Source organism: Vibrio coralliilyticus, assembly GCF_024449095.1.
In the GTDB taxonomy this organism is placed as follows: Bacteria; Pseudomonadota; Gammaproteobacteria; order Enterobacterales; family Vibrionaceae; genus Vibrio; species Vibrio coralliilyticus_A.
Genome location: NZ_CP024627.1, coordinates 2,019,599 through 2,033,159, shown reverse-complemented (window position 1 = coordinate 2,033,159; position 13,561 = coordinate 2,019,599). Strand labels below are relative to the sequence as shown.

The following is a 13,561-nucleotide window of genomic DNA, read 5'->3' as shown; positions in this document are numbered from 1 at the left end:
CTAGCTTCTAGCTTCTAGCTTCTAGCTTCTAGCTTCTAGCTTTTGTAAACTGCGCAATAACGATAACAGCCAGTGCCGCTAAATTTGCTGCAAAGATGACAACTAGCCATTGTGGCATGGATAGTGACAGGAATTGCCAAACGACTTTGCTACAGTCTCCAAAGGCTTCAAACATCCAAGGTGCCCATTGGTTAAGAGGTGCCCAATCTGGGAAAGTGACGAATAAATCGCAGGTGGCAAAGGGAGACGGATTGAACTGATAGTTAACGTGCTCTAATGCCAACATTAAACCTTTATAAGCGCTGGCACCCCATGCCGCTAAACCAAACCAACGTATCGCTTTATTGTTCGGAGCGGCTAAACCAATCAGAGCCGCTACACCAACGCCCAGCATGGCAACTCGCTCATAGATACACATCACACAAGGTGCGAGTAACATAACATGTTGAAAATATAAGGCAGCTGCTTCAAAGAAAACGACAAAAGCAAGTAATAGCAGCCAAGATAGGCGTATTTGGGAAAAATGCTTGATGTTAGAAAGAATGTTCACAGAGTGGTCCTGTTATAAAAAAGCTCTGACTAATCAGAGCTTTTTATCTTGGAAAAGTTTCGACTTCAACTAAAAGTTTTGATTTTTAGTGATTAATGTCCACCGGATACTGCTTGGATAACTTCACCTGTATGCTGTGCAATCCAACCTGCGTCATAGAACCATGACGTCATTGGCTCTACAAGATAGATGATACCGGCTAAACCGACCAACGCTAAGACGACGGTATAAGGCAGAGCCATGATCACCATTCGCCCGTACGACAAGCGAATTAGAGGCGCTAATGCTGATGTTAGTAGGAATAGGAAAGCAGCTTGTCCGTTTGGTGTTGCCACTGAAGGTAGGTTAGTGCCTGTGTTGATAGCGACTGCAAGTAAGTCGAACTGGTCACGACTGATGATACCTTCGACTAAAGCCGTTTTGACTTCATTGATGTATACCGTACCAACGAAAACATTATCAGACACCATAGACAGTAAACCATTAGCAATGTAGAACAAAGCCAGCTGAGCACCTTTATCTTCGACATGAAGAACCGTATCGATAACAGGCTTAAACAGTTCTTGGTCGATAATAACAGCAACAACAGAGAAGAAAACAGCCAGTAGTGCGGTAAATGGCAGGGCTTCTTCAAATGCCTTACCCAAAGAGTGCTCTTCAATCACGCCCGTGAATGCGGTTGCTAAGATAATCACTGAAAGACCAATCAAACCAACGGCGGCTAGGTGAAGTGCCAGACCTACAATCAACCAGACTGCGATCGCACCTTGGATCCATAGCTTGGCGACATCTTGCTTGGTACGTGTCTTACGCTCTGCATTATCGAAGTCAACCAGAATCTGACGAACATTATCAGGAAGTTGAGCTCCGTAACCACAAATTTTCAGTTTTTCGACAAGAACACAGGTGATGAGGCCACAAGCAAAAACCGGAGCTGTCACTGGCAACATGCGGATAATGAATTCGCCAAACTGCCAACCTGCTTGATCGGCAATAATTAGGTTTTGTGGTTCACCCACCATGGTCATTACACCACCGAGTGCAGTACCGACACCTGCATGCATCAATAATGAGCGTAGAAATGCACGATAGTTTTCCAAGTCATCACGCGTGAGCTCTGAAAGATGATCGTCTTGAGTGTGGTCGTGTGAGGCGGTTGAGCCTTTTCCTGATGCAACTTTGTGATAAATAGCGTAGAAGCCCACTGCCACGCTAATAACAACTGCGATGACTGTCAGCGCATCTAAGAAGGCAGACAGGAAAGCCGCTGCGAAACAAAATGCTACTGAAAGTAGGCTCTTAGAGCGAATGCCGAGAAGAATTTTGGTAAAGATAAACAGCAAGAGCTGCTTCATGAAGTAGATACCGGCAACCATGAAGACCAGCAGTAAAAGAACCTCAATGTTGGCGACTAATTCGTGCTTTACTTGCTCGGGGCTAGTCATACCAATTGCTATCGCTTCAATAGCGAGAAGTCCACCAGGCTGTAGAGGATAGCATTTTAGGGCCATCGCAAGCGTAAAAATAAACTCTGCAACCAGTAGCCAACCAGCAACAAATGGGTCAACTAAGAAAAAGACAATGGGGTTGATAATGAGAAATGAAATGATGGCAACTTTATACCAATCTGGAGCTTTGCCTAAGAAGTTCTTAATGAAAGCATTCCCGAGTGACATCGGCATGATACTAATACTCTTAAATGTTGTAATGAATAGACACTGCGTGTGCTTGTATCTATATCTGCACAAAATTTGGTTTGAGCCACCGCAATTAAGTGAACACGTAGCGGACAAAACAAATGTTGAAACAGACCTGATTCAACAGTGACTTAGAAAAACAACATAGAGAAATATGTCATGTGGCCTTGCCAAGTCACTCCCTGAGAAAGACAAGCACTCCTTACTTCGGTCGCAACTGTACTCCTCAAGTTAATTTAGTCAATAATAATGTTTATCTTGATAAAATACTCAGTGGACTTTTGTTTAAAAACGCGATCCGAGTGGCGTTAAAGTGGGATGAGAGTTGTGAAAAAAAACAATTCATGGCAGCTCTGGGATGAAAAGGCTGAATAAGACAGATTATGTCATTATATTGAATGGAAATGAGCTAGTTACTTTGCAAATATAAAAAATTAGTTTTTGCATTAGAAGTCAATACCTATAAGGGCTAATAAGTATTAACTTTTTATTAAATCTAAAATAAATCAGCTTTGACTCAAAGACATAATAACGCAATCTATCAGCTTAAATTAGAGCTTTAACTCCATTGTTGGTTTGAGGCATGTTTGCTGTAGGTTTGTTTCCGATACGTGAGAACTAGTGGTATGATGAGTTCTATTCGACCCTATAAATAAAAATATTGGATAGTTAAGTTAATGGTCATTAAGGCAAAGAGCCCTGCAGGTTTTGCAGAAAAATACATCATTGAGAGTATTTGGAAAGGGCGCTTCCCTCCAGGCTCTATTCTTCCCGCTGAACGCGAGCTCTCTGAATTAATCGGGGTAACCAGAACGACACTGCGTGAAGTGCTTCAGCGCTTAGCTCGTGACGGTTGGTTAACCATTCAACATGGTAAACCGACTAAGGTGAACCAGTTTATGGAAACATCGGGGTTGCATATCCTCGATACTCTGATGACTCTTGATGCAGAGAACGCAACATCTATTGTTGAAGATTTGCTTGCGGCACGTACTAACATCAGCCCTATCTTTATGCGTTACGCGTTCAAAGCGAATAAAGAAAGTGCAGAGCGCACTATTAGCGGTGTCATTGAGTCTTGTGAAAGCCTGTTAGCTGCGGATTCTTGGGATACCTTTATGGCGTCTTCTCCGTACGCTGAAAAAATTCAGCAGCACATTAAAGATGATGGTGAGAAAGACGAAACGAAGCGTCAGGCTACTTTGATCGCTAAGACCTTTAACTATTACGACTATATGTTGTTCCAGCGTTTGGCTTTTCACTCAGGTAACCAAATCTACGGTTTGATCTTTAATGGTCTTAAGAAGCTCTATGATCGTGTAGGGAGTTACTATTTCTCTAACCCAGAAGCGCGCAATTTGGCTCTACAGTTTTACCGCGACTTGCTAGAAGTTTGTGAGACAGGTAACCGAGACAAAATCATCGTGGTGGTTCGCCACTACGGTATGGAAAGTGCGCAGATTTGGAATGAGATGAAAACGTCTTTACCGACGAATTTCACTGAAGACGATTGCTAATCGTTTAGTCTAAATGAAGAAACCCGCTAGCATGGCGGGTTTTTGTATTCTTAGAGTTATGGTTGAAGGCAACGTTAGCAGACATCACAGTCGTCGTAGCCACCGGCTTCTTTAAACCAGTTGGTAAGGTGTGTTTTGAGATCTTTGAGCTCATCAGGACCGATCAAAGCCAAGCCCAAATCTTCAGCCCGAGTGATATCGTTGTAGCGCAATGGTCGGAAGCTAACCAGCATAGCACGAGCCTGTAAACCGCCAAGCAAATCCCTTAGTGATTCCAGTTTGTACAAGGTGTCGTCACCATCGTCCCGCATTCCCTTCGTTTTACATTCAATGATATGAAGTTTGTTATTTGCCACAGAAGCCACGTCCAATTCATTGCGTACTTCGCGGTCTCCAAGCTGACGGTAGACTTGGACGTTGAGTGAATGATCTTGAATGGTAGGCATGTCTTTTTGGATTTGACGTACTGTGCTATGAACCAGAGTTTCTAACCATTCACCGTTAGAAAAACGTCGAGCATCTTCATCTGCGAAGGTTAAGATCCCATTCTCATAAGTGGCGATTTCAGCTTCTACTAGGTCACTGAGCAGCATGTTAAGCTCACGATAGCCTTGCTGCTTTTCAGACAGCGCCACATCGAGTTTTTGCTCTTTACGGCAGGTTGTGGCGAGGTAGTTAAGTGTAGCTAAACCAGGCCCTAGTTCAAGAGCGTTACTGGCCCAGCGTTCACCGAGTTCATAGAGTTTCTGATCAAGCTGCGGAGGGAGTTGTTGCTGATTGAATTCACCACGGGCACCAAATACAGTGAGGTAGTCGTCAATAGTAATACGATCTTCTACCTGAGTGTCTTCCTTTCCATCAGGGTATAGCCAACAAAGGCGATCACTGTTTGGCTCGACGACAAAAATAGGCCAATGGAAAGTACGAAATACTTCGTATACCGAGAGTAGGCGGTGACGTAGGCCACAACTTGCATTAAGTTTGACATCCTCCCCACGCACACTCAGGTCATCGGCAAGTATGCCGACGGCACGCTTTATTCGCGATGTATTGGCCACATTTGGAATCTCAAAAAACTCTGATGTGATGTTTCTTTTGGCCAGAACACTATGTAGACGATGGTACATATCTTTCTGGCTTTTAACGCCTATAAAAACAATGTGATCACTGACGGTTCGGTTATCCAATAATGGTGTGACTAAACGAATTGGGTCCTGATCAATGATGCCAACATGAACTGCCATAAACCTTCCTCATGATTGGCTTGCAAAAAATGTGAAGTGAGAAGTGGGCAAGCCTTAGTAACCATATAACGACAGCGCATATAAAAAACAAGGGCGATTAATAAAATTAACCGCCCGAGATGAATTATTTGCATTGTCTTTACAAAACTAGAGTTTAAAGCGATGTACTAATTCACCTTGCTGGTTAGCTAGCTGGGTTAAGTCGGTGCTGGTTTGCGCAATTTTCGCCATTGCTTGATAACTAGAATCAGCAATTTGATTGATCTCATCAATGTTGCGAGCAATTTCTCCAGTTGTTTCGCTTTGCTCTGCCGCAGCCTGAGAGATATGGCCACTCATTTGGCTAATTTCTATGATCAGTGCTTGAATTTCTTCCATGGCACTATTGGCATTGGAAGCCTGAGCCACCGATTGATCCATATCCTCCATACAACTTTGAATGACCTTGTTGGCAGAGGTGGAGCTATTTTGTAGGTTGCTGATCATGTTTTCGATTTCTGATGTGGACTCTGTCGTACGTTGCGCTAGGACTCGAACTTCGTCCGCGACGACCGCAAAGCCACGACCTTGCTCACCAGCTCGCGCAGCTTCGATGGCTGCATTTAATGCCAGCAAATTGGTTTGCTCGGCGATATTGCGAATCACATCTAAAATTGAGCCTATCTGACTGCTCATCGATTGGAGATCTTTGACGGCATCAACGGATTGAGTTAAGCGTGTTTCAAGTTGGTTAATCGTTGTAATGTTGTCGTTCATTATCTGGCGACCAGATTCTGAAGCGCTTTCAACTTGTTCGACCATCTGTTGAGAGCTTTGCGCACTTTGAGCAACCTCTTGAACAGAGTGAGCCATCTCAGTCATTGCCGTTGCAACATTCGCGGTTTGCTCGCGCTGTTGACTAAGTTGCGATTGTGCCTGAGAGGAGGTTTCTTGGTTAATACTGGCAGTATTGGTTAGGTTGTCTGACGCACTGTTTAACTTTTGCAAAATATCGTGGAGGTTATCCGCCAGAGAATTGATGTGTCCACTGACTCGGCTAAATTCGTTGTTGTAGCGTATCTCTATTCGTTGAGTCATATCACCTTGTGTCAAACTCTCTAGAGTTGAGAGGATACGAGTCAGAGGTGACCGTACGCTGTGGGCAATGTGATAGCCAATACCTATAGCAAGGGCTATGACGAGAGCACCCAGTGCGACAGAATTGATCACACCTTGATCATATACCTCACTGGCTTCTGCAAGAGAAGCGTGAAGGCTGTCCTGAGCTGCTTGACCAAAGGAAGTTAAGACTGCCATTGTATTATCGACTTCTAAGGTCAGGTTAGCAATGTTAGCGTAAAGGGCTGCTTTCGCTTGAAGGTAAGACGCATGCTGGTCGAGTACGCCGCCTTTTTTTCCGATATCAGTGGTGAACTGCTGAACAGACTCATCGAAAACTTGCTTGATCTCTGGCATCTGAGCGGTCAAACCGCGGTAGGCATAATTAAGGTGGGTGACCGCCTTTTTGTTTTTGGCTACGGCCTTGTTGACGAATTCTAGATCATTACTTGCCAGAGCATCAGAAGTAATGAGCTCAGCATCTTTTAGTTTGATAAAGTAACTTTTAGCCATCACTTTAACCGAAATACTACTTTGGTCATCGACATATTCTTTCATACCCACACTGAGCTCAGAATGTAGGCGTTGGAAGCGGCGAGATGATTTCTGTACTTCGGCTTGAGCAACAAACATGTCGCGATAGTTACTCATAGCGTCGTCGGCTTCGGTGAAGTATCGCTGCTCCATCTCTTTAAGCTGTTCGATACTGGTCAGTAGTTCGGTATTTCCATCACTCGCTTTGGCTAAATCCAGAAGCGCTTGACCATAGCGTTGTTTTGCTTGGTCAAATTGTCCGCGAATCTCCTCCATGCGACTTGAGCTCTGCGTTGTCAAAAAGTCCTTAAAAAGCTTGTCGGCAGAGAGTAGGTAAACGCTGGTCTGGTTAGATTGTGACACTAAAGGTAGAGCGGTGTTTGAAACACTGCCAAAGTTGGTGTGAATTTGTTGCATCCCTCGCATTGTCATAATAGTTGAAATAACAAACATTATGATGATCAATGCAAACCCAGCGTACATACGCTTGATCACTGAGCCTCTCATAGATCTCTCCCTAAAACTTACTTGTCTTAAAAAAATTAACAAAAAGAGAGGTATTGTATTGAGGGTGAGACGCGCATTTTATGACGCATCATACAAATTTAGCCATCTACTACTATCAGTACGGTGTATATGTTAAGTGAACACTGTTTTTTATTGTGATCTGGACAAGGTTAGCGCATACTCCATGGAAACGATCAACGATAGCAACGCTTAATGGAGTGCTTCATGGCTGAAGAAACCATTTTCAGTAAAATTATTCGCAAAGAAATCCCTGCCGACGTGGTTTACCAAGATGACCTCGTTACCGCATTTCGTGACATCAACCCTCGTGCGCCAAGTCACATTTTGATCATCCCTAATAAATTGATCCCAACAACGAATGATATTGAAGAGGCAGATGAAGCCGCGATGGGGCGCATGTTCACTGTCGCGCGTAAGCTTGCTAAAGAAGAGGGCATTGATGAGGACGGTTACCGTTTAATCGTGAACTGTAATTCTCATGGTGGGCAAGAGGTTTATCATATCCATATGCATTTGGTTGGCGGCCGTCCACTTGGGCCAATGTTAATGAGTTAAAGATATATTTCTTATAAGGATGGCGGCATTTATTCAAACTTTTTATCAATGCCGTTGTCCAATCGCGACGATGATGAAAATCTAATAACTAATTTCGGAGTACGAAGTGCGTAAACACATTCGACTCGCATTCGTGATATTCAGCTCTGCTGCACTTTCTGCCTGTGCCAATTTTTCTGCTGGGAACTTATTTAGTCATTACAGCGCACAAAATGATGAGGTCTATCAGTCAGTCAAAGCAGGTCAATATCAAAAGGCTGAAGAAGCTTTACCTGAAAATGTTGCTGGCGATATTCTGGATAACTTTGAGAGAGGCAGAGTTTACTTGCTTAATCAGCAGTACGCTGACAGTAAGTCCGCGTTTGAAGCGAGTGACCAAGCGGTTCGAGTTCAGCAGGATAAAGCAACAATATCTGTCACAGGGACGGCGACAAGTATTGGTGCTTTGGCTGTCAATGATAATCTGGACATATATACACCGGCTGATTACGAGCTAGGCTTTTTACACCTTTATTTGGGCTTGAATTACCTCAAGAACAACAGCCTTGAAGGTGCGTTGATTGAAATGCGCCGTGCAAATCAGGTTCAGGAGCAAGCTCGTAAGGACAGAGAAAGAGAGCTAGAGTCTGCCCAGCAGGACTTACAGGCTCAGGGATTAACATCGAACCTTGGTAGTATTTTATCGAGCTACCCAGATGCGGGTGAAACCCTACAGGCGGTACAAAATGGCTATCTGTTGTATTTATCGGCTTTGCTTTATGAAGCGGATAACTCCTTAAACGATGCCTATGTGGATTATCGGCGTGCATTAGCCGTGATGCCAGATAATGCTGAGATCATTGATGGCGCTAAGCGAGTTGCAAAGCGACTAGGCATGAATGAAGACCTCGTTCAGCTAGAGAAGTATTACGGCGAGGCCCGTTACTTAAGTGACGACGAAGCAAGAGTTATCGTCTTAGAAGAGCAAGGTATCGTCGAGGCGATGCGTGGCTGGAAGCAGTCTTTACCTCTTTACGATGGTCGTGGTAATGGGGCGTTGTACTCTATCGCATTACCTTATTACCCTCAGCCAGTTAGCCAGTCGTTTACTCCAGTACAGCTCAATAATAATAAGCTGCGTAGTGACTTGCTGACAGACGTTAACTTGATGGCGCAGAGAGACTTGTCTGAGCGAATGCCAATGATCATTATCCGTCAGGCATTACGGGTTTGGGCCAAGGATGAGCTGCGTAAGAGTGCAGCCCAAGATGATGAACTTGGTAATGCCTTGCTCAATATTTGGAATACATTGACAGAGCAACCGGATACACGCAGTTGGATTACATTACCTGGAGAAATTCGTAGTAGCAGTGCAGTCGTGAAGCCAGGCAAACAGGTGATTCATGTTGCGGGTCAGGAGTACCAGTTTGATATTGAAGCAGGTCGTACTGCTTTAGTTTGGGTCTCTCGTCAGGGAGGCAGTGCTACAATTTGGCATAAACAGTTAGGAAAAATTCGATGAAAAAATGGCTTATTGCAGTAATGGCTGCTTTGGTGATGGTTGGCTGTTCTAGTAACACAGCAGGGCTGCGGATTGATGGTCAGTCGCAAACCGTTTTATTTGGTGACAACGTCCTCGCAGGGCGTCTGCAAATCGAAGATATCTCAACAACGCAAGTTGATGGCCGTGCTCGGGGGATTGTCCGCTTAGCGAGTCAATACCAGGGTGATCAACATATTCAGTATCGCTTTTACTGGTATGACGATGAGGGTCTAGAAGTGAATAGCAAGTTAGGTCCTTGGCGTCAGGCTATCGTCCGTGGCATGGAAACCATTGCTATTTCTGAAGTTTCAGTGAATCCGAATGGTACTCAGTTCCGTGTTCAGATTCGCGAAAATGAACACTAAACCGAACTAAAGTTCATTAACTTTAGTCATACACTCATAACATAAGATTCTATAAAAGTTTGAGGAACCAAGAATGAAAAAAAGTGTTATTGCATTACTTGGCTTAGCTGTCATTTTAGGCGGCTGTTCTAATAAAGTGAGCTACGGTGATGCACAAGCGGTGGAAACCACGACAATCGATTTTGGCTCAACCGATTTGCAAAAGATTGCAGGTGAAATGGTCGATAGCATGATGGTGTCTGGCTCTGTTTCTGCGATCACTCGTGATTCTCGTCCTATTGTTTTTGTCGAACGCATCAAGAATAAAACAAGTGAACACATTGATACTGAATCTATTACCGATACTATCAGTACTAAGTTGTTGAACTCAGGTAAATTCCGCTTTGTTGATATGGACCGAGTTGAGTCAGTTCGTGATCAGCTTAATTTCCAGAACAACGACGAATTAGTTAACCAGAGTACAGCTATCCAGTTTGGTAAGATGGTAGGGGCTCAATACATGCTATACGGCAACCTGTCGAGTATTGCTAAAGCTGGTGGCAGCGATAAAGATGTCTATTACAAAATGACCATGCGTCTCATGGATCTTGAAACAGGTCTTATTGAGTGGGCCGATGAGACTGAAATTCGTAAGCAAGAGTCTAAGAGCTTCTTAGGGCTTTAATTGATAGAGGAGTGATTTATGGCCAGGATGTCATGGCATGAAGCATGTCAGCTAGACGATTCATTAAAGTCATTGGATCACTTCTTTTCTATTGCTCCGGATCATGCTCAAACGTTAACCGGAGGATTGACCAATCGCTGCTGGAAGGTGGTTACCCAAAGCGGCGATTGTTTTGTTTGGCGACCTAACACACCAATCACTAAAGCCTTTTCCATTTCCCGCTTTCAAGAATATCAAATTCTATCTGCTGTCGAAGAGTTTCAACTTGGGCCTAAAGCTATTCAGATTAATGAGCATGGGCTACTAGTCGAATGGATTGAAGGGGAGTCGTTGGCTGATGGCTTACCTTTTGATTCGTTACTCAAAACGATGATTAAGATCCACAGTTTGGACACCACAAGGATTCCGGTTGCTCCGTTTAATTTTACCGCTCGTGTTGACCATTACTGGATGCAACTACGAGAAGAGTTAAGATCTAACGACTATCTGGATATTTACCAGCAATGGCGCAGTTCACCAAGTCTGGCTGATGTTGGCTTAGCACTTTGTCACTTAGATTTAGCGGGCTATAACATGGTTAAACACTCAGAGGGTATTATGGTGATTGATTGGGAATATGCAGCGATTGCAGATCCTCGCTTGGATTTGACTCTCAGTATCGGTGTGGTAGGGGAAAAGCCACTAGAGTCAGTATATCGGTATTGCCAGCTAAGAAACATTGATGGAGTCGATGATTGGGTCGAGGGTGTCCTTGCTTGGCAACCCAGAGCAACCATGATGGCAATGCTTTGGTATTTATTGGCCTATCAACTTTGGGGAGATGAGCAGTATTTAACCCAAGCACAAGCTTTACGCGACACATTTTGTAGCTAAGATCACTGTTTGAACGTCTGACATACTTAATTGTTTACGCTGACTTTAAAACCTTTCTTTTCGTGGTAGATTTAATGGATAAGAATCGAGGGTGATAGAATGATTATTTACTTACATGGTTTTGATTCCACAAGTCCAGGAAACCACGAAAAAGTGCTTCAGTTGCAGTTCATTGATGAAGACGTCCGCTTTATTAACTACAGCACTTTGCATCCTAAGCATGATATGCAACACCTACTCAAAGAAGTTCATAAAGCGATTGAGCAGTCTGGGGATCGCGATGCAATTATTTGTGGTGTTGGATTAGGTGGCTACTGGTCTGAGCGAATAGGCTTTTTATGTGGTATCAAGCAGGTGATTTTCAATCCTAACCTGCACCCAGAAAAAACAATGCAGGGCCGCATTGACCGCCCTGAGGAGTACGAAGATATCGCCACCAAATGTGTTGAAGAATTTCGTACCAAGAATAAAGACCGTTGCCTCGTTATCCTATCCAAAGAGGATGAAGTACACGATAATCGAAAAACGGCTGATGAATTAGGTCTTTACTATCAAGTGATATGGGATGAAACGCAAAGCCACAAATTTAAGAAGATCTCCCAACACCTACAAACGATGAAAGCTTTTAAGTCTGCAAGTTAATCGTTTTCTTCAACTCAGATGACTAATAAGCGAAGTGTGTCTAGCACTTCGCTTTCTTACTTCCCATTCATTTCAACATCGCGACAAATTTAAGGGTAATTGATGTAATCTTTTGTTGCGTGGCATATTTTGCTCTATATAATGAATCTATTATAAATTTTTTGATAAATATCAAAAAAAATTGAGAGCGAGTGTAGAGCTTGCCCACAGAATGTTAATTATCTGAGCAGATTGGCTTTGATCTCAGAAATATATTTTCCAATTAACGTGTCCAACATTACAAACGAAACCTCTAATTGCCTTGACGTCGTAAGACTGAAACCTTTTTCAGCAGACCGGCATGAAATCACACAATTTTATCGAGACGAATCATCGGCTCGAAACCTATTTTTTATTTCTAGAGGATTGTTGCTGTGACTCGAATTATCGTAGTAGGTGGTGGTGCAGGCGGACTTGAGCTTGTTACTAAACTTGGCCGCACATTGGGTCGAAAAGGGCGAGCGAAAGTAACCCTTGTCGACCGGAAAGCAAGCCATTTATGGAAACCTCTTTTGCATGAGGTAGCTACAGGTTCATTAGACGAAGGGGTCGATGCTCTAAGCTATCGCGCACATGCAAAAAATCATCATTTTGATTTCCAAATGGGTAGCCTTGAGGATATCGATAGAGAGCGCAAAGTCATCAGGCTGGGCGAACTTAGAGATGAACATGATGAGCTTTTAATGCCAGAACGTGAACTTGAATATGACATTCTCGTCATGGCTCTTGGCTCTACTTCCAATGACTTTAATACTCCGGGTGTCCGTGAACATTGCATTTTCTTAGATAGCACTGAACAGGCACACAAGTTCAGAACTGAGATGAACAATGAGTTCCTCAAATTACACGCCAAGCATGGCCATGGCACTGTTGATATTGCAATTGTAGGTGCGGGTGCAACAGGCGTTGAATTGTCGGCAGAACTTCACAATGCCGTAAAAGAGCTTCGCACCTATGGCTTTGGTGATCTTGACTCCAGTAAGCTCAATGTCAACTTAATCGAAGCTGGTGAACGCATTCTTCCTGCTCTCCCACCACGAATTTCCAGTGCAGCGCATCATGAGCTGACCAAACTAGGTGTGAAGGTTCGTACTACGACCATGGTCACAGAAGTTGGTGATGATGGACTACTCACCAAAGATGGAGAAAAGATTCCTGCTCAAATTATGGTTTGGGCTGCTGGCATCAAAGCTCCGGACTTTGTCAAAGACATTGGTGGTCTTGAGACTAACCGTATTAATCAATTGGTGGTAAAAGATACGCTACAGACGACTCGTGATGACGATATTTTTGTTATCGGTGATTTGGCTCAGTGTACACAAGCAGATGGTTCTTTTGTTCCCCCACGAGCCCAAGCTGCGCATCAAATGGCAAGCTGCGCATTTTCTAACATCGTTGCGAAGTTGAATGGTCGAGATCTGAAAGCCTATGTCTATAAAGATAAAGGTTCTTTGGTGTCTTTGAGTCAGTTTTCGACCGTAGGGAGCTTGATGGGTAATCTAACCAAAGGTTCTATGATGGTGGAAGGTCGCATTGCCCGAGTCGTTTATATATCGCTTTATCGCTTACATCAAATGGCGTTACATGGCGTGTTCAAGACGGCTCTAATTATTTTGATGGGGCGGATCAACCGAGTCCTTCGTCCAAACCTCAAGCTACATTAATGCTGGAAACGACAAACAAAGAGCACTAACGAGTGCTCTTTTCGTATCCACTATCACAATATCCCACCG

Annotated in this window: 12 protein-coding genes; 8 read left to right on the top strand and 4 right to left on the bottom strand. The window is 43.7% G+C overall.

Features of this window, described 5'->3' with window-relative positions; genetic code table 11:
- Positions 1-28: 28 nt before the first annotated feature.
- Positions 29-550: a disulfide bond formation protein DsbB gene (gene dsbB / locus CTT30_RS09535; RefSeq protein ID WP_252034922.1), complete on the bottom strand. Its 522-nt coding sequence runs from the start codon at positions 548-550 to the stop codon at positions 29-31.
- A 92-nt stretch (positions 551-642) separates the two neighbouring features.
- Complete coding sequence (gene nhaB, locus CTT30_RS09530) at positions 643-2,232, bottom strand: Na(+)/H(+) antiporter NhaB (RefSeq protein WP_252034920.1); 1,590 nt, start codon at positions 2,230-2,232, stop codon at positions 643-645.
- 692 nt (positions 2,233-2,924) lie between these two features.
- Here nhaB and fadR point away from each other — a divergent pair.
- Positions 2,925-3,764, top strand: a complete 840-nt coding sequence (gene fadR / locus CTT30_RS09525) for a fatty acid metabolism transcriptional regulator FadR (protein ID WP_239865861.1) — start codon at positions 2,925-2,927, stop codon at positions 3,762-3,764.
- A gap of 74 nt (positions 3,765-3,838) precedes the next feature.
- Here fadR and CTT30_RS09520 read toward each other — a convergent pair whose 3' ends face one another.
- Both CTT30_RS09520 and CTT30_RS09515 read right to left on the bottom strand, forming a co-directional pair.
- Positions 3,839-5,008, bottom strand: coding sequence for a DUF1887 family protein (locus CTT30_RS09520; RefSeq protein ID WP_239865863.1), 1,170 nt, complete (start codon positions 5,006-5,008; stop codon positions 3,839-3,841).
- A gap of 147 nt (positions 5,009-5,155) precedes the next feature.
- On the bottom strand, positions 5,156-7,147 hold the full coding sequence (locus CTT30_RS09515; protein ID WP_252034918.1) for a methyl-accepting chemotaxis protein: 1,992 nt from the start codon (positions 7,145-7,147) through the stop codon (positions 5,156-5,158).
- Between the two features lie 225 nt (positions 7,148-7,372).
- Between CTT30_RS09515 and hinT the strand changes: the two genes are divergently transcribed.
- The 7 genes from hinT (at position 7,373) to CTT30_RS09480 (ending at position 13,492) form a co-directional block, all read left to right on the top strand.
- Positions 7,373-7,723 carry a purine nucleoside phosphoramidase gene (hinT, locus tag CTT30_RS09510; RefSeq protein ID WP_239837277.1) on the top strand — a complete coding sequence of 117 codons (351 nt, stop codon included), beginning with the start codon at positions 7,373-7,375 and terminating at the stop codon, positions 7,721-7,723.
- A gap of 106 nt (positions 7,724-7,829) precedes the next feature.
- Complete coding sequence (locus CTT30_RS09505; protein ID WP_252034916.1) at positions 7,830-9,224, top strand: COG3014 family protein; 1,395 nt, start codon at positions 7,830-7,832, stop codon at positions 9,222-9,224.
- Positions 9,221-9,610, top strand: coding sequence for a YcfL family putative periplasmic lipoprotein (locus tag CTT30_RS09500; protein ID WP_239837275.1), 390 nt, complete (start codon positions 9,221-9,223; stop codon positions 9,608-9,610). The genes CTT30_RS09505 and CTT30_RS09500 overlap by 4 nt, the downstream gene beginning before the upstream one ends.
- A 73-nt stretch (positions 9,611-9,683) precedes the next feature.
- The gene (gene lpoB / locus CTT30_RS09495; protein WP_239865869.1) at positions 9,684-10,274 is read left to right on the top strand and encodes a penicillin-binding protein activator LpoB; all 591 of its coding nucleotides are present in this window, start codon (positions 9,684-9,686) and stop codon (positions 10,272-10,274) included.
- 18 nt (positions 10,275-10,292) lie between these two features.
- Positions 10,293-11,147 carry a phosphotransferase gene (locus CTT30_RS09490; RefSeq protein ID WP_252034914.1) on the top strand — a complete coding sequence of 285 codons (855 nt, stop codon included), beginning with the start codon at positions 10,293-10,295 and terminating at the stop codon, positions 11,145-11,147.
- 99 nt (positions 11,148-11,246) lie between these two features.
- The gene (ycfP, locus tag CTT30_RS09485; RefSeq protein WP_239876249.1) at positions 11,247-11,789 is read left to right on the top strand and encodes an alpha/beta hydrolase YcfP; all 543 of its coding nucleotides are present in this window, start codon (positions 11,247-11,249) and stop codon (positions 11,787-11,789) included.
- Between the two features lie 413 nt (positions 11,790-12,202).
- Entirely contained in the window at positions 12,203-13,492 is a 1,290-nt protein-coding gene (locus CTT30_RS09480) for an NAD(P)/FAD-dependent oxidoreductase (protein WP_239865876.1), read from the top strand.
- Positions 13,493-13,561: the final 69 nt, after the last annotated feature.

Bases quoted from the DNA above. Each gene is read 5' to 3' on its own strand.
- CTT30_RS09515 (WP_252034918.1), bottom strand. From the start codon at position 7,147: ATGAGAGGCTCAGTGATCAAGCGTATGTACGCTGGGTTTGCATTGATC.
- lpoB (WP_239865869.1), top strand. From the start codon at position 9,684: ATGAAAAAAAGTGTTATTGCATTACTTGGCTTAGCTGTCATTTTAGGC.
- CTT30_RS09520 (WP_239865863.1), bottom strand. From the start codon at position 5,008: ATGGCAGTTCATGTTGGCATCATTGATCAGGACCCAATTCGTTTAGTC.
- hinT (WP_239837277.1), top strand. From the start codon at position 7,373: ATGGCTGAAGAAACCATTTTCAGTAAAATTATTCGCAAAGAAATCCCT.
- CTT30_RS09490 (WP_252034914.1), top strand. From the start codon at position 10,293: ATGGCCAGGATGTCATGGCATGAAGCATGTCAGCTAGACGATTCATTA.
- fadR (WP_239865861.1), top strand. From the start codon at position 2,925: ATGGTCATTAAGGCAAAGAGCCCTGCAGGTTTTGCAGAAAAATACATC.
- ycfP (WP_239876249.1), top strand. From the start codon at position 11,247: ATGATTATTTACTTACATGGTTTTGATTCCACAAGTCCAGGAAACCAC.
- nhaB (WP_252034920.1), bottom strand. From the start codon at position 2,232: ATGCCGATGTCACTCGGGAATGCTTTCATTAAGAACTTCTTAGGCAAA.
- CTT30_RS09500 (WP_239837275.1), top strand. From the start codon at position 9,221: ATGAAAAAATGGCTTATTGCAGTAATGGCTGCTTTGGTGATGGTTGGC.